The 19,187-nt window shown below is 35.9% G+C and carries 18 protein-coding genes and 2 pseudogenes; 18 read left to right on the top strand and 2 right to left on the bottom strand.

Going from position 1 to position 19,187, the window contains the following annotated elements; genetic code table 11:
- Both Selli1_RS00795 and Selli1_RS00790 read right to left on the bottom strand, forming a co-directional pair.
- The gene (locus tag Selli1_RS00795) at window positions 1-1,359 is read right to left on the bottom strand and encodes a radical SAM/SPASM domain-containing protein (RefSeq protein WP_109273673.1); all 1,359 of its coding nucleotides are present in this window, start codon (window positions 1,357-1,359) and stop codon (window positions 1-3) included.
- A 24-nt stretch (window positions 1,360-1,383) separates the two neighbouring features.
- Entirely contained in the window at window positions 1,384-1,602 is a 219-nt protein-coding gene (locus tag Selli1_RS00790; RefSeq protein WP_015528480.1) for a heavy-metal-associated domain-containing protein, read from the bottom strand.
- Between the two features lie 420 nt (window positions 1,603-2,022).
- Here Selli1_RS00790 and Selli1_RS00785 point away from each other — a divergent pair.
- From Selli1_RS00785 to Selli1_RS00700, 18 genes and pseudogenes are all read left to right on the top strand, one after another.
- Window positions 2,023-4,517, top strand: a pseudogene (locus Selli1_RS00785) (heavy metal translocating P-type ATPase).
- Window positions 4,518-4,596: 79 nt separating this feature from the next.
- The gene (locus Selli1_RS00780) at window positions 4,597-4,860 is read left to right on the top strand and encodes a metal-sensing transcriptional repressor (protein ID WP_055039891.1); all 264 of its coding nucleotides are present in this window, start codon (window positions 4,597-4,599) and stop codon (window positions 4,858-4,860) included.
- Window positions 4,861-5,137: 277 nt separating this feature from the next.
- Window positions 5,138-5,881 (top strand): ABC transporter ATP-binding protein, encoded by a 744-nt coding sequence (locus Selli1_RS00775; protein WP_015528482.1) that lies wholly within the window; start codon window positions 5,138-5,140, stop codon window positions 5,879-5,881.
- Window positions 5,878-6,798, top strand: coding sequence for a SufB/SufD family protein (locus Selli1_RS00770; RefSeq protein WP_281872124.1), 921 nt, complete (start codon window positions 5,878-5,880; stop codon window positions 6,796-6,798). Before Selli1_RS00775 ends, Selli1_RS00770 begins: the two co-directional genes overlap by 4 nt.
- A gap of 181 nt (window positions 6,799-6,979) precedes the next feature.
- Complete coding sequence (locus Selli1_RS00765) at window positions 6,980-8,353, top strand: MATE family efflux transporter (protein ID WP_015528484.1); 1,374 nt, start codon at window positions 6,980-6,982, stop codon at window positions 8,351-8,353.
- Between the two features lie 11 nt (window positions 8,354-8,364).
- Window positions 8,365-8,580 carry a FeoA family protein gene (locus Selli1_RS00760; RefSeq protein WP_015528485.1) on the top strand — a complete coding sequence of 72 codons (216 nt, stop codon included), beginning with the start codon at window positions 8,365-8,367 and terminating at the stop codon, window positions 8,578-8,580.
- Between the two features lie 6 nt (window positions 8,581-8,586).
- Window positions 8,587-10,626 carry a ferrous iron transport protein B gene (gene feoB, locus Selli1_RS00755; RefSeq protein WP_015528486.1) on the top strand — a complete coding sequence of 680 codons (2,040 nt, stop codon included), beginning with the start codon at window positions 8,587-8,589 and terminating at the stop codon, window positions 10,624-10,626.
- Between the two features lies 1 nt (window position 10,627).
- Window positions 10,628-10,786, top strand: coding sequence for a FeoB-associated Cys-rich membrane protein (locus Selli1_RS00750; RefSeq protein WP_015528487.1), 159 nt, complete (start codon window positions 10,628-10,630; stop codon window positions 10,784-10,786).
- Between the two features lie 151 nt (window positions 10,787-10,937).
- On the top strand, window positions 10,938-11,918 hold the full coding sequence (locus Selli1_RS00745) for a helix-turn-helix domain-containing protein (RefSeq protein WP_015528488.1): 981 nt from the start codon (window positions 10,938-10,940) through the stop codon (window positions 11,916-11,918).
- A 241-nt stretch (window positions 11,919-12,159) separates the two neighbouring features.
- The gene (locus Selli1_RS00740) at window positions 12,160-12,513 is read left to right on the top strand and encodes a helix-turn-helix transcriptional regulator (protein ID WP_055039890.1); all 354 of its coding nucleotides are present in this window, start codon (window positions 12,160-12,162) and stop codon (window positions 12,511-12,513) included.
- Complete coding sequence (locus tag Selli1_RS00735) at window positions 12,513-13,238, top strand: LytR/AlgR family response regulator transcription factor (protein WP_109273677.1); 726 nt, start codon at window positions 12,513-12,515, stop codon at window positions 13,236-13,238. Before Selli1_RS00740 ends, Selli1_RS00735 begins: the two co-directional genes overlap by 1 nt.
- Window positions 13,231-14,520, top strand: a complete 1,290-nt coding sequence (locus Selli1_RS00730) for an ATP-binding protein (RefSeq protein ID WP_109273678.1) — start codon at window positions 13,231-13,233, stop codon at window positions 14,518-14,520. The genes Selli1_RS00735 and Selli1_RS00730 overlap by 8 nt, the downstream gene beginning before the upstream one ends.
- 100 nt (window positions 14,521-14,620) lie before the next feature.
- Window positions 14,621-14,800 (top strand): cyclic lactone autoinducer peptide, encoded by a 180-nt coding sequence (locus Selli1_RS00725; RefSeq protein ID WP_015528491.1) that lies wholly within the window; start codon window positions 14,621-14,623, stop codon window positions 14,798-14,800.
- Entirely contained in the window at window positions 14,772-15,350 is a 579-nt protein-coding gene (locus tag Selli1_RS00720; RefSeq protein WP_015528492.1) for an accessory gene regulator ArgB-like protein, read from the top strand. The genes Selli1_RS00725 and Selli1_RS00720 overlap by 29 nt, the downstream gene beginning before the upstream one ends.
- A gap of 14 nt (window positions 15,351-15,364) precedes the next feature.
- Window positions 15,365-16,090 (top strand): LytR/AlgR family response regulator transcription factor, encoded by a 726-nt coding sequence (locus Selli1_RS00715; protein WP_055039887.1) that lies wholly within the window; start codon window positions 15,365-15,367, stop codon window positions 16,088-16,090.
- Complete coding sequence (locus tag Selli1_RS00710; protein ID WP_055039886.1) at window positions 16,090-17,379, top strand: sensor histidine kinase; 1,290 nt, start codon at window positions 16,090-16,092, stop codon at window positions 17,377-17,379. The genes Selli1_RS00715 and Selli1_RS00710 overlap by 1 nt, the downstream gene beginning before the upstream one ends.
- 26 nt (window positions 17,380-17,405) lie before the next feature.
- Window positions 17,406-17,774 carry a response regulator gene (locus tag Selli1_RS00705; protein WP_015528493.1) on the top strand — a complete coding sequence of 123 codons (369 nt, stop codon included), beginning with the start codon at window positions 17,406-17,408 and terminating at the stop codon, window positions 17,772-17,774.
- 459 nt (window positions 17,775-18,233) lie between these two features.
- Window positions 18,234-18,518 (top strand): annotated as a pseudogene (locus Selli1_RS00700) (ABC transporter ATP-binding protein); the annotation flags it as partial.
- Between the last annotated feature and the right edge of the window lie 669 nt (window positions 18,519-19,187).

Here is a 19,187-nt window from a genome sequence, read left to right as displayed (position 1 = left end):
CTATGATTTAGTCTGACGTTCATTTTCATACCATAGCTCATTTGCCGTTTTTTCCCAATTTTCAGCATAAAGTTTGCATTTATCACATAGATGATCTACAGACTCAGGAGATTGCAGGTCAGTTGATTCTGCGCCTGACTGTTTAACCATTTTTCGTAGATATTCAGGATTTTCCAACATAGGGCATGGCCGGAGCATATTTTGGTTAAATGGCTGACCATTGTGATATGCCATAAATAGAGGACTTTTCAAGGCATCTAATAAGCTGCATTCATGAATATTTACATTTGAATAGTGAATGAATACGCAAGGTTCCACATCTCCTGCAGCGTTAATATGGAGATATCTTCGTCCACCTGCAATACATCCACCTACATATTCAGCATCATTCTGAAAATCCATACTGAATATAGGTTTAGTTTCTCTAAAACGCCGAATACGCTCATAAATAAGTTTTCGCTGTTCCGGTGTTGGCAGAAGTGCAGGTACTGCATCATTACCAACTGGCATGTAATGGAAAAACCATACAAACATTGCGCCTGCATCAATCAGCATATCAAAAAAGGCTTCGCTGGTAATATCTTGGTAGTTTGCACTGGTATAACAAGTTGAGATTCCAAAAGGTAAATTATGCTTTTTCAGCAATTTCATAGCATTTTGTACTTTGGTGAATACACCTTTACCTCTTCGGCCATCGTTGGCCCCCTCAAATCCTTCTAAGCTAATTGCCGGAACAAAGTTTTTTACCCTGATCATTTCTTTACAGAATTCTTCATCAATCAAAGTTCCGTTTGTGAACGAGAGAAATTCGCAATCTGGATGGCGTTCGCATAATGTTATTAAATCTTTTTTGCGAACCATAGGTTCACCGCCGGTATATATATACATATATGTACCGAGTTCCTTACCTTGCTGAATGATATTATCAATAGTGTCTAGGCTAAGGCTGAGCTTATGACCGTACTCTGCAGCCCAACATCCGGTACAATGCAGATTGCACGCAGATGTTGGGTCTAAGAGAATTGCCCACGGTACATTACAATTTTCACGCTGGGCAATTTCCTCCTGTATGGCGCTACCTTTTAAAGCTGAATTCATGATGAAATTCCGAAAGAAAGTTTTTCTGACGCCTTCATCCAACTGGTAAGTTTTTAAAATAAGTTGGTACCAATTGTTTTTTTCCGTTATTGCTTTACGAAACGCTGCTCTTTGACTCTCATACCACCCATCCGGCACTACTTTATCAATGAGATCCATAGCTTTTGGAATATTAATTTCAGGGTCTTTCTCCAAATAATGCAGTGTGGATGTCAAAGCGGTATTGAAAGCTGCATTTTTTACTGTATTTATAATGTTCATTTGTTTGTTCTCCATTGAACCGATTTACAATTTAACTGTTACGTCCGGTTCGATTTTCTTGATAAGATTTTTGGCTTCTGCAAAAATGGCATCGAATTTATCATCGGGAGCTTCGAGATCCATTTTCTGTTTGATGAAGCTTACAGATACATTAGTTACTCCGTCAATTTTTTTTACAGCATTTTCAATTTTGGTTGCGCAGTGTCCGCAATCCAGGTCAATAAGTTTAATGGTCTTTTTCATTATAAAGATCCCCTTTCTAAATATATTTTTTTTGGTTAGACTAATGAATGATTAAACGATTGTTTAATCGTTCATGTGATTAGTATATGAATGATTTTTTTAGTAGTCAATAGTTTTGGAGCGGATACATCCTTTTGGAGCCAAAAACCTACGGAATGGATTGAAAAAAATGGGAAATTCCTTTTGGAGTCAAAAACCTACTTTGTGGAGCGGACAAAATAAGAAAGATACAGGTATAATATGAATCGGTCATGAGAATGGCCGGGTGTACACTATTATTTTTCGCAAGAGGTTTTTAGCATTTTCCCCAATGCTTTGGACCTCATTATTTATAAATTATGAGTACCCTACAGGGGAGGGGGGCAATATATTGAGAAAGAAGGGATAAAGTTGCAAAAGGAACAGTTCGATATAACAGGCATGACTTGTTCGGCCTGCTCTGCCCGTGTTGAAAAGAGTGTTTCAAAACTTCCGGGTATACAGGAGGTTGCAGTAAACTTGTTAAAAAACAGTATGGTTGCCTCTTATGATGAAACCGTTTTAAGTGCGGATGAAATCGTAAAAGCTGTGGAGAAGGCAGGATATGGGGCTTTTCCGCAGGCGTCAGGTAAATCTAAGAAGACTGAAAAAAATGTCGGAGATGACACAGCAAAAATTGAATATCAAAAAATGAAAAAACGTTTAGTTATTTCATTGGTGTTTGGAGGTTTACTTTTCTACATTTCAATGGGACATATGATGGGGTGGCCTTTGCCCCCAATCCTTACAGGAATGAAAAATGCAATGATTTTTGCTTTTACTCAGTTTTTGTTACTGCTTCCAATTGTATATGTGAATTTCCGATATTATAAAGTCGGTTTTAAAACGTTATTCCAAGGAGCACCTAATATGGATTCACTTATTGCTATAGGGTCCAGTGCTGCAATTGTATATGGAATATATGCCATATATAAGATCGGATATGGATTCGGGCATAGTGATATGCAAATGGTACATAACTTTATGATGGATTTGTACTTTGAGTCTGCAGGAATGATTCTAGCACTCATTACTCTTGGGAAGTTTTTTGAAGCACGTGCAAAAGGAAAGACTTCGGATGCGATAACAAAACTAATGAATTTGGCGCCTAAGACAGCTACAATTCTTAGAAATGGTATTGAATTGCAAATACCAGTAGAAGAAGTAAATCAAGGCGATATATTAATTGTTAAAAGTGGAGAGGCGATTCCGGTTGATGGTGAAATAATCGAGGGAACGGCTTCAATTGACGAATCAGCATTGACAGGAGAGAGTATTCCAGTAGAAAAACACGTAGATGATAAAGTAATTGGCGCTACTATTAACAAAGCGGGCTATTTCAAAATGAAAGCCACTAAAGTTGGGGATGATACGACTTTAGCACAGATTGTAAAGCTTGTTGATGAAGCGACAAGTTCCAAAGCTCCAATTGCAAAAATGGCTGACAAAGTAAGTGGAATTTTTGTGCCGGTTGTGATTACAATAGCGTTATTGGCAGTAGTAGTATGGCTGATAGCCGGACAAAGTTTTGAATTTGCTTTATCTATTGGAATTTCTGTTTTAGTTATTTCGTGCCCTTGCGCATTAGGACTTGCAACTCCTACTGCAATCATGGTGGGAACAGGTAAAGGCGCGACAAATGGAATTTTGCTGAAATCTGCAGAAGCACTTGAAACGGCACATAGTGTGGATACGGTTGTACTTGATAAAACAGGAACAATTACTCAGGGAAAGCCTACCGTAACAAATATTATCTGTTCAAATGGAGTAACAGAGAGAGAGTTAATCCAAATAGCAGCATCTTTGGAAAAGCTTTCAGAACATCCGTTGGCAGATGCGATTGTTGCAGAAGCTGACAAAAGAAATTTAAATTATCTGGGTGTAAGTGAGTTTAAACAGATTCCAGGACAGGGAATTACCGGAATTATTAATGGCTCGATTTGTCTTGCAGGCAATACACGGTTACTTGGTGCTAGTCATGTTGCTGGTGGTGCGCTTCAAAAAATTGGCGGAGAAATGGCCGAGCAGGGAATGACACCGTTATTTTTTGCGAAAGATCAAGAGTTGATTGGCATTATCGGTGTAGCCGATGTGGTTAAGCCCACAAGCCGACAGGCGATTGAAGAACTTAGAAATATGGGAATTGAGACTGTGATGTTGACCGGTGATAATACAAAAACAGCAACAGCAATTCAAAAGCAGGTAGGAGTAGACCGAATAGTTGCAGAAGTATTGCCTCAAGATAAGGAACGCGAAGTGCGTCAATTACAAGGCTCCGGAAAAAAAGTGGCAATGGTAGGAGATGGCATTAATGATGCACCTGCATTGGCAAGAGCGGACATTGGAATTGCAATTGGCGCAGGTACAGATGTTGCGATTGAATCGGCTGATATCGTGTTGATGAAAAGTGACCTTTTGGATGTTGTAACCGCCATTCAATTAAGTAAATCGGTAATCCGAAATATTAAACAAAATTTATTTTGGGCGTTCTTTTATAACACGATTGGAATTCCGATTGCAGCAGGATTGTTTTATTCAGGTTTTGGCTTGAAATTAAACCCTATGATCGGAGCATTTGCAATGAGCTTTAGTTCTGTTTTTGTTGTGACTAATGCATTAAGGTTAAGATTTTTTAAATCAAAACATATGACAGATACTGATTTATAAAGAAAAGGAGAAAAAATAAAATGAAAAAAACGATTAATATTGAAGGAATGGTATGTGGAAATTGTGTGATGCATGTTAAAAATGCGCTTATGGCTGTGAGCGGTGTAACAAATGTTGATGTGAGCCTTGAAAAAAAGACGGCAGAAGTTACGTTGGGAGTTGAAGTATCTGATGTAATTTTATCTGATGCAGTTGAAGAGGCTGGATATGAAGTAAAAAAAATACAGTGATAGTTGATTAAGTATAAAAATAGGTATATTTCAGGTATCTATGAAACATTTCCTGCTGTACGTAAGGAGGAATTATAAAGTGAAGGCTAAAAAAACGGATGTATCTCATAAACTGAAGGTTGCCCGTGGACAATTAGACGGCATATTAAAAATGGTTGATGAAAATAGATATTGTGTAGATATATCTAATCAGCTATTGGCTACGCAAGCGCTATTAAAAAGCGCAAATCAAGAAATTATGCAGGCACATATACGGAGTTGTGTTGCAGAAGCATTACAGACAGACAAGCCAAATCCTAAATTGGAAGAAGCATTAAGTTTATTGGAAAAAATGTCTAATTAGCATAAGGCTGAATGAACTCCAGGAAGCTTTTGGTCTCATAGGAAAAATTTGTCTACATTATGATGAGCATATTTTTCCTATGAGAGAAAAGTGTGCCTGGGGAAACGGTCATCATGGAAGCAGAATATGATTGTAAAACGAGCTGTTTATGAATTATTGAAAAAGATTTGATATTGGCTTGTTTGCTTGAACATAGATAGTATTGTATGAAACTAGAAAAAGAAGTTAATAGAACCATATCCAAACGAAATGGTTAAAAAGTTAGGAGAATATAAATATGCTAAAGTTAGAGCGATTATCCTTTGATGTGAAGGAGGAAAAAGGTACAAAGAAAATTTTGAGTAATATTAATCTTACGGTAGATGATGGAAAGTTTGTAGTAGTTACTGGGCCAAATGGAGGAGGTAAATCTACATTGGCAAAGCTGATTGCAGGTATTGAGAGTCCGGCATCCGGCTCTATTTTTATGGAAGGGCATGATATTACCGACATGAGTATTTCAGAACGTGCTAAAAATGGAATTAGTTTTGCATTCCAACAACCCGTCAGGTTCAAAGGGATTCGAGTGTTGGATTTGCTCCGAATGGCTTCTGGCAGAAACTTGTCATTTGGAGATGCCTGCGAATATTTATCTGAAGTAGGGTTATGTGCAAAGGATTATATACATCGTGAGTTAAATGCGAGTCTTTCAGGAGGAGAATTAAAACGGATTGAAATTGCCATGGTACTTGCCAGAGGAACCAAGCTCTCTATTTTTGATGAACCAGAGGCAGGAATTGATTTGTGGAGTTTTCAAAACTTAATCCAGGTATTTGAACGAATGCGTGAGAGGAATAAAGGAAGAATAATTATTATAATTTCCCATCAGGAGAGAATTTTAAAAATTGCTGATGATATCGTAGTCATTTCAGAAGGAAAAATTATCAGAAAAGGAAGCAGGGATGAGGTTCTACCAGAACTTTTAGGGACTGTTTCTGCGGTGGATATGTGTAAAAAGTTTTATGAAGGAGGCAGGAGATAATGGATAAGATTCAGAAGAGATTATTAGAAGAGGTTGCAGATCTTCATGAAATTCCTGCGGGAGCTTATAATATCCGTGCCAATGGTCAAATGACAGCAAGAAATACAACAGCCAGTATTAATATTGTTTCCAAAGAAGGAAAGAGTGGAATTGATATAAGAATTAAGCCGGGAACCAAGAAGGAAAGTGTACATATTCCCGTAATACTAAGCAAAAGTGGCTTTAAGGAAGTGGTCTATAATGACTTTTATATTGGTAACGATTGTGATGTGGTAATTGTTGCCGGATGTGGCATTCATAACAGTGGTGCGTTAGATTCCCAACACGATGGAATTCATCGCTTTTTTGTGGGAAGGAATGCTAAAGTTAAATACGTAGAAAAACATTATGGAACTGGGGAGGGATATGGAAAGCGTATTCTGAATCCTGTTACAGAGGTATATCAGGAAGAAGGAAGCTATGTGGAGATGGAAATGGTACAGATTAAAGGAGTGGATTCTACGATTCGTACTTCAAAAGCAGTGCTTTCGAAAGGTGCAAAGCTGGTAATTAAGGAACGGCTTATGACACATGGAAAACAGAAAGCAACCAGTATTTATGAAGTGGAATTAAAAGGGGAATTTTCCAATGCTGATGTCATTTCCCGTTCTGTTGCTAAAGATTATTCTAATCAGAGCTTCGAGGCCAATATTATAGGTGCGAATATATGTAACGGACATGCAGAATGTGATGCAATCATTATGGATCAAGCAAGGGTACTTTCTATCCCGAAATTGGATGCTAGGCATATGGATGCAATGCTTATTCATGAAGCAGCAATTGGCAAAATCGCCGGTGAGCAGTTAATAAAACTCATGACTTTGGGATTAACGGAAAAAGAGGCGGAAGAATGCATTGTAAACGGATTCTTGAAATAGATCCGATTGACAGGAAATGAATGTTTTGGGAAGTAGGGACGGCAGCGCGTTTTATATAGAACAAACAAATGATTTCTAAATGGAGCTGAAACCCTGCTAAACAGAGCGGACAAAACGCGATATGATTCGCTATAATAAAAATGGTTAGACTAAGCTAATTTATTTTTTGGAGGAATCAACAATGGAAAAAGCAATTGATACAAGAACAAAGTTATTGACCAAAAATCCATTTTCTCTCATGTTAGAATTAAGCATACCAGCAATCTTAGGTATGGTTGTTGTCGGGCTTTATAATATGATGGATTCAATTTTTATAGGACAGATGGTAGGGGCGGCTCAGATGGGCGCCGTATCGGTGTCTTATCCTTTTACACTCATCAATGCGGGTTCTGCGGCAATGTTAGGAGTTGGATCTGCTTCTGTGTTATCCAGGGCGATTGGAAAGAAAGATGAAGGGACAATCAAAAAGATTATGGGAAATCTGGTAGCAATGGTTATTTTGCTGTCTGTTATTTATACAATAATAGGTATGGTGTTTACCAGACAACTTCTTTCTTTGGCTGGAGCTAGTGATAACATTTTAAATTATGCGGAAAAATACTTGCGTATTGTCTTTGCAGGTTCCTTATTTGTAAACTTCTTTCAGAGTGCTAACATGGTCATTCGTGGAGAAGGGCAGCTTAAAAAGGCAATGAGTATTATTGCCAGCGGTGCCATTTTAAATATTATCCTTGATCCAATATTTATTACTATTTTGAAACCTTATGGTATGGGAATTGAAGCGGCAGCTTTTGCAACAATTCTTTCTCAATTTGTTCAGGCAGTTATTACGCTTTGGTATTTCAGGAAAAAAAGTCCAAATGTAAAGATTGGACGTATCCGTATTGATGGAGAGCTGCTTCCGCAGGTTCTTTCTGTAGGTGTATCGGCGCTGCTGATGCAGATTTTGACTTTGGTACAGCAGACGGTTATTTATCGAGTTGCAGCTAATTATGGTGGAGAAACTTCACAAATTCTTTTGGGTGCAGCACTTCGGTTCTGGAATTTCTCCTTTGTTCCACTTTGGGGAATTAGCCAAGGTTTTCAGCCGGCGGCAGGCACGAATTACGGTGCAAAGGATTATGACAGGGTAAAGACACTGACAAAGGTTTTTGTAATTGCTGCGACAGTATTATCTTTGATATTCTACATTCCGGCGGAACTGTTCCCGGCCAAAGTATTGTCCATGTTTATTACAACACCGGGCGTAGCAGCTTCGGGTGCTACAAATTTCCGTATTATGTTCAGTACATATGTTTTGCAGGGAAGTTTCATGATCGCTGTGACACTGTTCCAGTCTCTGGGTAAGGCGAATAAGGCGACATGGCTGGTTCTGTTCCGTCAGATTATTCTGTTTATTCCGCTTTGTGTGCTTCTGCCGATGATTGGTGGTATGGGAATTCGTGGTGTCTGGTTGGCAATTGCCTTGACGGATGCAATCCTTGTAGTGATTACTATTTCCATGATGATCTCTGAGTTTCGTAAAATGCCGTCAACTGTAATGGCAAAACGATAGGAGGGAAGTATATGTATCTTTGTGATGGGAAGATAGATAACAATTATAAAGTTACTGATATTGAATTGCCTACCAATATAGGAAAGCGCCTTGAAGCATTAGGAATGACCTGTGGTACTCCTGTCACTGTCTTAAATAGCAAAAACCATGGTGTCCTGATTGTAAAAGTTCGAGGAACGCGTTTCGCCCTTGGGCGCAATATCACAAAAAAAGTATTAGTGGGGTAAATTTCGATGAGTGAGAATTTGACAATAGGCTTCATCGGAAATCCAAACTGTGGGAAAACTACACTTTTCAATGCATATACCGGTGCAAATTTAAAAGTAGCAAATTGGCCAGGTGTTACCGTTGAAAAGGTGGAGGGAGCAATCAAGGATCATGACTTAAATATCCGCTTGGTTGATCTCCCCGGTACATACAGCCTGACTTCTTACACTATGGAGGAACAGGTGTCTCGACAGTTCATACTAAGTGATGAAGTCGATGTGATTATTGACGTTGCGGATGCTTCAGCATTGGAACGGAATCTATACTTAACTTTACAACTTTTGGAGTTGGGGAAGCCAGTTGTGTTGGCACTGAACATGATGGATATTGTGGAAAAACGTGGTATGGAGATTGATACGCACAGGCTGCCGGAATTGTTAGGTATCCCTGTGATTCCGGTTTCTGCCAGAAAGCGGACAGGGTTGGATGTGTTACTTCATGCTGCGGCACATCATAAAGACTGTAAAGACCCTGAATGCTTGATTCATCATCATAAATATATATCAAAACACAGACATAACCATCATGCAGAATATGCAATGGTATACAGTGATAACATTGAAGATAAGATTGACCTTATCATTGAGGAACTGAAACGGAAATATCCAGATTTAACCAATTATCGTTGGCACGCAATCAAGCTGTTGGAGCAGGATCAGGAGATTACGAAACGCTATTCCGTCAATCTTCCAACAGTGATTGATCGTAATTATGAATCGGATATCATTAACGAGAAGTATGATTTCATTCAGGAGATTATAAAAGAAGTACTGGTTAATAAAGATCGGCAGGACGCTCTGACGGAGAAAGCAGACAGGGCACTGACGCACCGAGTTTGGGGCATCCCGATTTTCCTTGGCATTATGGCAGTAGTATTCTTCTTGACTTTTACTATTGGGGACTGGATTAAGGGATATTTAGAGGTAGGAATTGAAAGTTTTTCTGCCTTGGTTAGTGATATGCTGGTCGCTACAGGAGTGAATGAAGTGCTATGTTCTCTGATTGTGGACGGAATCATTGCTGGGGTGGGAGGCATTTTGACTTTCCTGCCGAATATCTTCATTCTTTTTTTAGCTCTAGCTTTTCTGGAAGATAGCGGATATATGGCTCGTGTTGCTTATGTCATGGAAGGAATCATGAGTAAACTCGGACTATCTGGTAGAGCTTTCATACCTATGATTTTAGGGTTTGGGTGTACGGTTCCCGCAATTATGGCTTCCAGAACTTTAGAGAATAAGCATGATCGCTTTAAAGTAATGCTGATTACTCCGTTTATGAGCTGTAGCGCACGTTTACCAATTTATATACTGTTTGCGGAAATGTTCTTTAAAGAACGTGCAATGATAGTTGCATACTCCATGTATCTGATTGGCCTGGTGGTTGCTATTCTGGTAGCAGCAGTCATTCATCTGATTGACAAGAGAAAATCAGAAAATTACCTGTTGATTGAATTACCGGAATATAAAATCCCTAGTTCCCGAACCGTGGCAATATACGTATGGGAAAAAGTAAAAGATTATCTTACAAAAGCGGGTACTACGATTTTTGTTGCGTCTATTGCTATGTGGATACTCTTGAACTTTGGACCACATGGTTACACAACGGAAATGGTTGACAGTTTTGGAGCTGTTCTTGGACATTGGCTAGTACCTTTCTTTGAACCGATTGGGCTTGGTTACTGGCAGATTGCAGTGGCTTTAATCGCAGGTATTTCTGCAAAAGAAGTTGTGGTATCCAGTTGTGCAGTTTTATTTGGTATTCCCAATATTACTTCAGAAGCTGGTATGAACACTTTGGTAGGGATTCTCGGTACCGCAGGCTTCGGGCAGTTAAATGCATTCTGCTTGATGATTTTTTGTCTGCTCTATATACCATGTGCAGCAGCAATGGCAACAATCAAGAGAGAAGCAAGAAGTTGGAAGTGGATGTGTTTTTCAGCAGTATTTCAGCTTGCTGTTGCATGGGGAATGACTTTTATTATTTATCATATTGGGAGGATTGTATAGTATGAAAGGTGGGAAGAAAATGGTCACTATTATTTTAGCAGTCGCAATTTTGGCATATGCTGGATGGGCGATTTATGAAATCAGGATGAAAAAGAAAAATGGCGGATGCTGTAATGGAAGTTGTGGTAGTTGTGTGAGCAAAAACAACAAATGTTTGTAATATTTGATTGGTGTTAGTTGTACAAGAAATAACATGGAGTCATGTATGATTTTGAGTAGCATGATTCCATGTTAAATCTTTATGTACAAATGAATCTTTAAAGAGTAAAATGTATTTAAGAGTTAATAATTTCAAATCTGTGGGAGAATGTATGGATTCTAATATAAAAATGAAAGTGATGAAAAATGCATCCGTAATTCAAAAGGAAAATGGATTCGGACGCTTACTAAAATTTGACTGTTCCGATGGCTTGGGATTGATGACAGTATATAATGTATTTCCGGGAATAGAGTTGATTTATAATGAGTTTGAAACCACAGAGTTTAGCTGGAAGAATAATACATCAGGGAATGTTATGGAGATAAATCATTGCCGTGAGGGTAGGGAAGGATCTCAACTTAAAAATGGAGCTTATTTGTATTTAGGTGAGGGTGATCTATCTATACATATGATGGAAAATTGTGCACCAGTAATGAGTTTTCCTTTAAAACACTATAGGGGCGTTTCAGTAGTTATTGATCTTGATATAATTTCTGAAAATCCACCAGATTCGTTAAAAGACACAGAGATCGATTTTATTGGCTTTAAAGAGAAGTTTTGTGGAAAGGACACAAGTTTTATTATGCCGGCCAAGGATGAGATTGAACATATTTTTTCAGAATTATATAGAGTTCCGGAAGGAATTCAAATGGCATATTTCAAGTTAAAAATACAGGAATTATTACTATTTTTGTGTATGGTTGATGTTAGATCCGAAAATCAGCGTGCTCAATATATGCCACCACAAGTGGAAGTGGTAAAGAAAATACATAAGAAACTGACTGCTAATCTTAAAGAGAGACCAACCATTGAAGAATTATCGAAAGAATATTTAATTAATACATCCACGCTTAAAGAAACTTTTAAAGGAATTTATGGTATGCCTATTGCTACCTACATGAAAACGTATAGAATAAAGCAGGCAGCAGTTCTGTTAAGACAGACACAGGATACGGTAGCAGATATAGCACAACAAGTGGGATACATAAATCAAAGTAAATTTGCTACCGCTTTTCGAGAAATAATGAAGATTTCTCCGACAGAATATCGTAGTCAATATGAAGCGAATCCCAAAACTATATTGCACGATTGATTATTTGGGATAAATAGAGTTATTGAATACCTAAATTAAGAAATATTTGGTGTAAAAAACGCAGAAAATTTCAAGAAAATGAAATTTTTCTGCGTTTTTTATTTTGATATTTAAAAAATTTTATCATTATCGACAAAAATAGAGAAACAAAATACCACAAATAAAGTATCTATAAACTCTATTATTGGTATTACTCGGAGCCTTTTTAGATAAAATAAATGTAAAGAGCGAGGAGAATGCGATGAAAAATAGAGTTAAAGAACTAAGAGATGCAAAACATCTAACGCAAACCGGATTAGCGCTGAAAGTTGGTTCTACGCAACAAACTATTAGTAAGATTGAAAGAGAGATTGGAGTTCCAAAACTGGATTTAGCGCTCATCATGGCAGATTTTTTCAACGTTACATTAGAGTATTTGTTTTGCTTGTCGGATAAAAAGCATAAATTGGAACATCAGATAGAAATAGATAAGACTATTGAGGAATTTTATGATTTTTTTGTGGACTATCAGGATTTAAATTCTGAAAACAAAGAGACTTTAAATCTGATCATGCGGAGGCTTTTGGAGGTACAAGCAAATGAGGAGGCTGAATAATGCTGCGAATAGCTATATGTGATGATGATAAAATTTTAGTTACTCAAATAGAAGAGATGCTCAATCGTTATTTGGATAAAAAGATGATTGATCGTTACATAGAAATTTTTTATGATGGAGCTTCTTTGGAAAGGATATATGAAAAAGGAGATCGCTTTGACATTATCTATTTAGATATAGAGATGTCTGGTAAAAATGGCATTGAAGCAGCAAAAAGCATCCGGAGATTAGATAGGGATGTACTTCTGATCTATGTTTCAAGTTATGAGACGTATTTTATGCAATTGTTTGAAGTTGAGCCATTTCGTTTTATTAAAAAACCAATTAAAGAGACAGAATTTGAAGAGGTTATTGATTTCGCATATGAGAGAATCATTGAGGAGGACGCATACTTTGAGTATAAATATAATAAAACGGTTGGAAAGGTTCTGATAAGAAAAATTATGTATTTTGAAAGTGCAGGAAGGATTGTTAATATACATACGGAGGAGAGCACTTATCGGTATTATGGGAAACTGGATGAGGTTGAACGACGTTTGGTCCAGAACAAGATTCCTTTTTTGCGTATTCACAAGTCGTTTTATGTGAATTTTCACTTTGTTGATAAAATTACTTTTTCAAAACTAATATTGTCGGATGGAACAGTTTTACAGATTAGTCAGGATAGACAAAATATTATTCGGAAAAGGTATTTGGATATTTTGGGGGGTACACTGAATGAGTGAGGTTAGGCTAGTCGTTGCTATTTTGGTTCCGGCCATTTTTACATTGATATTGAAAGATTTTTTTGATCTTTTCATGACGAATAGGTATGAGGGAAAAGTAAAACAGTACACTATTTGGATGCTTTATTTTTTATTAGATACAGCGATAAGTATGAATTTTAAATTTGTAGGCGTAATTAGTATGTTATATAGTTTTATTATTCTAATAATATTTTGCGCTGTATTATATCGTGAAGATATAAAGTATATTACGCTTACGGTTCTCTTTATTATATGTATTGGGGCGGCTTCGGAGTTGATAGTTGCTTTGGGGATTAGAGCATTCTTGAATTCTTCACAGCTCCAACAGTTTTCTCTTTTTGGGTCTACATGTTCAAAACTAATTATTCTGATCATAGTCAGAATAGTGAAACTATTTCGCGTGTCTGGAATAAAAAGATTGGATTATATGAATTGGCTTGCTAATGTAAGTATGACAGCAGGGAGCCTATATATTGTATATAATCTTTATCTATTAAGTCTGAATGAAACAAAACTTTTGGGTTCAACCATGTCTTCAATTATTATCCTGCTTTTAAATGTTATATGTTTTAAGATGTTTGACAAGATTGCTGCAGATGCGGAAATCAAGCGTAAAAACGATATTTATAAACAAAGTATAGATATATATAAAAGGGAAATGGAAGAGCGTGAGGAACATAATGAAAAGTTGCGCCGTTTTCGACATGATATAAAAAACCATTTAATAGCAATAGAAAAATTAGCTCTTTCTAAAGAATACGTCAGATTACGAGATTATATTCATCAACTTACTGATGAAAAAGGTGTTCTGCAGGTAACCACTATAAGTGGAAATGCACTTATTGATGGACTATTGGCAGATAAATTTGATGTTGCGCGTAAATATGAAATTGCTGTTGAATATCATATTGAAATTCCGACGAAACTTCCATTTGATGATGCCGACTTATGTATTATAGTTGGAAATGCATTAGATAATGCAATTGATGGGACAAAAGATATTGAAGGAGCTAAGAAGATTGAAATAAGTATGGGAGTTAAACAAGGAAATTTTTTATTAAAGGTAAAAAACACTTTTAATCCAGAATTAATTAAATTCGACAACAATGGTAAACGCTTGCGTACAAGCAAAACAGATAAAAGTAACCATGGGATGGGAATTGGTCTCATTGAAGAAACTGCGCTGAAATATAATGGATTAATGGAAATAACTATGAATGAAAATATTTTTTGCCTGTCCGTCTTACTCTACCAGAACTGATTTTTTACGAGTTGCTCAGGATTTTTTACGAGTATCCTCCATTTTCCTTTTTTTGTAGTATAATCCGTACTGTAAAAAATACATTTTTGGAGGTTGTGTTATGTTAAAAAAAACAGTTGCAGGTTATTTGGAAAATGTTGCAGATTTTACCGTAGACGTATTAAACGAAGGAATATGTTTCTTCCTGTTTCATCAGCCGCCATTTCCGGAAAATGCTCGTAAGATGAAAGAACATAAAGAAGAGGAAGAGAATGGAAAAAATAGCCGATTTACTAACTAAGTTTATGATTAGCGAGAGCAGTAGTGAAAATCTAGATTATGAAGTATGTAAATTTGGATTACTTATGGCTATTGAAGTGGCGATTAACACTGTTATTGCGTTATGTATATCGTTCTTGCTTGGAATGTTTAGATATGGAATTCTGTTTTTGACTTTTTTTTCATTGCTAAGAGCATTTGCAGGTGGAGTGCATTTGGAAAGATTTTGGAGTTGTACAGTGTTATCCGGTATGGTTTTGAGTATGGTTTTACTTATCGCAAAATATGCTGTTATACCGTCTATTTTTTCATTTGCTTTATGTGTTGTTATGGGAATTCTAATTTTTATTGTTGGCCCCATAGATGATAAAAATAGAAGGATATCCAGTGATGAGCGTTGCATATTTTATCGAAGGCTTGTATATGTGCTTCTATTTCTTGTTTTCACTTCTGCTTTGGGTGTTATATTGGATGCTAACCGTTTGGCTTTTATTGTATCCCTTACGATGGGGGTATTTCATATAGTACAAATTATCGGCAAAAATAAAAATATGAAATTATTGGAGCAATAGCAGGAGGTATTTCAGTGATTAATATAGCTGTTTGTGATGATGATCTAGAGATAACTAAGAGTATTAATAAACTGCTTATGAAATACCAGGATGAAAGAGATTTAGATTTTACCGTTGATCTTTTTAATGATGGAAGTGGCTTAAAGAGCAGTATACTAAAGGGTAAAAAATATGATCTGATTTATTTAGATATTGAAATGAGGCAGATGAATGGAATTGCTACTGCAAAATATATCAGAAGTATTGATACTACGGTACTGCTCATTTATGTGTCAAATTATGATAATTATTTGAAAGAATTGTTCGAAGTTGAACCTTTTAGATTTATGTCGAAGCCAATTAATGATAAACGGTTTTATATGTTTCTTGACTTGGCGATAGACCGAATAAGGAGTGCAAATGGCATTTACTGTTTCAGATTTAATAAGGACATTTTGACAGTTATACTTAGAGATGTTATTTATTTTGAAAGCTGTGGAAGTAGAGTACATATTGTATTAAAAGGTAAACTGTACAAGTTTTATAAAAAACTAGATGATGTCGAAAAAGAAATTTCAGTCAATTATAGTATTCCGTTTATTAGAATTCATAAATCGTATTTGGTCAATTTTCAACAAATTAGAAAGGTTGGATATACAGAGGTTGAAACAAAAGATGGAAGAATTTTAAATATTAGTGATACATATAAAAAAGATGTTCGAGCAAGATATAGTAAACTACTTTGGGATGGTGATGTATAATGGCAGGCATAAATATTTTGATTCAAATATTCACTTCTTTCATGTCTTGTTTGATAATCAAATCTTTTTTGGATGCTTTGTTTATAAGGAGGACAATTAAAAATAAAACAATTTTTTTGTGGATATTTTATTTTTTGTTAAGCTTGTATTGTGAAAATAATAATAATATTACACTGCCTAAATTATTTCTGAGTGCAGCGGGTGTACTGGTAATTTGCTTAATAGCCTATGACGGGAAGCTGCATAAAAAAATAGCTATGGTATTTCTGTATCACTTTATATGGATTGCAATAGAAATGCTTTTGGGATATACAATTATGAGTATTGTTAAAGGAAATGATTATGCAAATTTTGAATTGCTTTGTTCTATAATTTGCAAAATTATAATGTTAGCACTCGTAAAAATAATTCCATTAGTTATTGATCCAAGTATAGAATGTGATATGCCAAGCAAGTATTGCTTTATGCTTACAGTTTTGCCGGTAATAAGCACTGTTGTTGTATATAATATATTTCTTATAACGAGTAGAATTGATAGACTGGAATTGATTGCTTTTTCGACGGTTTCTTCTACTTTAATCCTTGCGTTGAACCTATTGGTTTATGATATATATATAAAGCTATTGGAACAAACAGAAATAAGAAGAGAAAATGCAATATACGAAAAACAAATTTCCTTATTTCAGGAGCAAATATATGTAAAAGAAACTGCCATGTTAAATGATAAAATGGTTAGAGATAAATTTTATCATCAGCTTTCTTTCATAAAAGAATTGGTTTATCAAAGAGAACTTTCTCAATTAAATGAGTTTATTGATGGTATTATGCAGAACAAAAAAATAGAAAAGGATGGACCTGCCAATTCTGGGAATGTTTTGCTTGATTACATTGTAAATAATAAATGCGAAATTGCTGTAAAACAAGGCATTGAGTGTACTGTAAAAATTGAAGTTCCTTATAAATTTCCTTTCTCGGATGGTGATATCTTTATTATTCTTGGAAACGCTTTAGATAATGCAATTGAGGGAGCTTTGAAGTGTGTATCTAGGCGATATATTCATATTAAGATTATTTATCGAAAAGAAAATCTATTTATAAAAATATCAAATTCATTTGATGGGAAGGTAAAAAAAGACAGGCATGGTCATCTGATAAGTATGAAATCCGATTTGACTCGGTATGGATTGGGGTTAGCTTTAATTGAAAAATCAGTGAATAAATACAATGGTTTATTGAACTTTGATATAGATGAGGAAAACTTTACGCTAACAGTTTTGTTATATTCATAAAATGTATATGGGGGTATTGTAAATCTATGAAAATATTGCTCATAAGTGAAAGTAGTACGGAAGACGATATTTATCGCATGATAGATCAGATTATAAAAATAGATAAAATTATTGAAACCCATGATATTAGTGAAGAACTGTCATATATAACGGATATTCGATATGATATTATAATTATAAATTATGATAAAGTGCGAATCCGACATGGGGATTTTAAGATGATTTTTGATATACGCTGTAAGACTCAGGCTCCATTGTTGGTTATTCTGGAAGGATGTGAAATACGAGATAAACTGCATGTACTGAATATGAAAGCAGATGATTACATTGAAAAACCAATAAACATAGATGAGTTGGAAGAAAAGATGTTACAGCTACTACATAAATTGTCATAAAACATACGATTTAGAATGTGAATTGAATCGATTAAATTATATAAACGTATTACTAAAGAGCTAAAGAAGGAGTAAGCTCCTTCTTTTTTTATGGATTTTATGCTTATGTGCTGATGATAGTTTTTGGTGTAGTGTAACGATAAAAGTAAAACTATGACGAAATATATATGTCAGAAAATAGTATAAAATCTGAACGGGAAATAAATAAAAAAAATGTCACCAGTGGTCACTATGCAGATGTATTTTTGATCTATATAATAAAGCACACCAGGAGGTAATGAGATGTACATTGGAGAACGCGATATAGGCGAGACAATTAGAATATTGCGTACTGAACGTGGAATATCCCGGGAAGAACTGGCAGAAAGAGTATGAATCAGCCGTTCACATCTGAATAAGATCGAAGCGGATATTAAACGGCCGAGCATCATTACATATCAAAAGATCATGGATGTCCTTGATGCGGACATATCCATAAATGATGAAGCAACTGCCAATGTAGCCCCGGAGAATGAGGCGGATTTGATGAATGCAGTAGAGGAGCTGACAAAGGAAAAGACCATTATAATGATTGCCCACAGATTAAAGACTGTGCGTAAGGCAGACCAGATTCTTGTAATCGAAAAAGGAAGAATTGCAGAGCAGGGAACCCATGATGTACTGCTTCAGAAAAATGGTATCTACAGCAGCTTCATTTGCAGCAGGAAAGAAGCGGTTAGCTGGAAGGTGCAAAAGCATAGCTGATAGTGTTAAATGACTTATTAAAAAACTGGGTAAAAAGCGCAGATGAACCTTTTCTTTTTCGGGTAATTTTTAGATATTTTGATTGATAAAAGTAAAGTATGTGTAAAAAGGTAAATCCGTCGTGGAAAAGATAAGGTATGGAATGGTAAGCATTTGATTTATTTATATAAATCTGATGTGCAGAGAGGAAAACAATTACATATTGCCTACATGTAAAGGCGGTAAATTACTTAACACCTAAGACGCAGTGGAATGACCGATAGAGAGTATTCTATGGGTTTTCCTTTGCGTCTTTTCTCATGGAAATCTTTTTATGGTCATTCTCCGGAAAGGAATGATTATGGAAAGAAGAAAAATTGAAATTGGAGAGAGATTAAGACGTGAGAGGGAGAAGGCAGGGTATTCGCAGGAGGCATTTACAGAAATATTAGATTGCTGTGCGGTTACAATCAGTCGTTGTTGGTAAAAGAAACGGAACTGTCCAAAAGTGTAAGAAACAAGACGATTCCTTATTCCTAAGCTGCTGAGATAAAAACTCTGACAAAGACGATAGCAACCATGAAAAAGACATGGATGCTGCTTTATGAACAGTACACAGACGATAAATTATCCAGAGAGGATTTTTTGTTGAAAAGAAGAAGTACGATGAAGAAACAGCCCGACTGGAGA

Source organism: Sellimonas catena, from assembly GCF_027924685.1.
In the GTDB taxonomy this organism is placed as follows: Bacteria; Bacillota; Clostridia; order Lachnospirales; family Lachnospiraceae; genus Sellimonas; species Sellimonas catena.
Note: the sequence above shows the minus strand (reverse complement) of the source record. Positions and strands in the feature narration are given on the sequence as shown.

Excerpts from the sequence above, each read along its gene's own strand:
- Selli1_RS00750 (WP_015528487.1), top strand. The coding sequence starts at position 10,628 with ATGAAAGGTGGGAAGAAAATGGTCACTATTATTTTAGCAGTCGCAATT.
- Selli1_RS00775 (WP_015528482.1), top strand. The coding sequence starts at position 5,138 with ATGCTAAAGTTAGAGCGATTATCCTTTGATGTGAAGGAGGAAAAAGGT.
- Selli1_RS00745 (WP_015528488.1), top strand. The coding sequence starts at position 10,938 with ATGGATTCTAATATAAAAATGAAAGTGATGAAAAATGCATCCGTAATT.
- Selli1_RS00705 (WP_015528493.1), top strand. The coding sequence starts at position 17,406 with ATGAAAATATTGCTCATAAGTGAAAGTAGTACGGAAGACGATATTTAT.
- Selli1_RS00735 (WP_109273677.1), top strand. The coding sequence starts at position 12,513 with ATGCTGCGAATAGCTATATGTGATGATGATAAAATTTTAGTTACTCAA.
- Selli1_RS00760 (WP_015528485.1), top strand. The coding sequence starts at position 8,365 with ATGTATCTTTGTGATGGGAAGATAGATAACAATTATAAAGTTACTGAT.
- Selli1_RS00725 (WP_015528491.1), top strand. The coding sequence starts at position 14,621 with ATGTTAAAAAAAACAGTTGCAGGTTATTTGGAAAATGTTGCAGATTTT.
- feoB (WP_015528486.1), top strand. The coding sequence starts at position 8,587 with ATGAGTGAGAATTTGACAATAGGCTTCATCGGAAATCCAAACTGTGGG.
- Selli1_RS00710 (WP_055039886.1), top strand. The coding sequence starts at position 16,090 with ATGGCAGGCATAAATATTTTGATTCAAATATTCACTTCTTTCATGTCT.
- Selli1_RS00740 (WP_055039890.1), top strand. The coding sequence starts at position 12,160 with ATGAAAAATAGAGTTAAAGAACTAAGAGATGCAAAACATCTAACGCAA.
- Selli1_RS00720 (WP_015528492.1), top strand. The coding sequence starts at position 14,772 with ATGGAAAAAATAGCCGATTTACTAACTAAGTTTATGATTAGCGAGAGC.
- Selli1_RS00730 (WP_109273678.1), top strand. The coding sequence starts at position 13,231 with ATGAGTGAGGTTAGGCTAGTCGTTGCTATTTTGGTTCCGGCCATTTTT.
- Selli1_RS00765 (WP_015528484.1), top strand. The coding sequence starts at position 6,980 with ATGGAAAAAGCAATTGATACAAGAACAAAGTTATTGACCAAAAATCCA.
- Selli1_RS00795 (WP_109273673.1), bottom strand. The coding sequence starts at position 1,359 with ATGAACATTATAAATACAGTAAAAAATGCAGCTTTCAATACCGCTTTG.
- Selli1_RS00790 (WP_015528480.1), bottom strand. The coding sequence starts at position 1,602 with ATGAAAAAGACCATTAAACTTATTGACCTGGATTGCGGACACTGCGCA.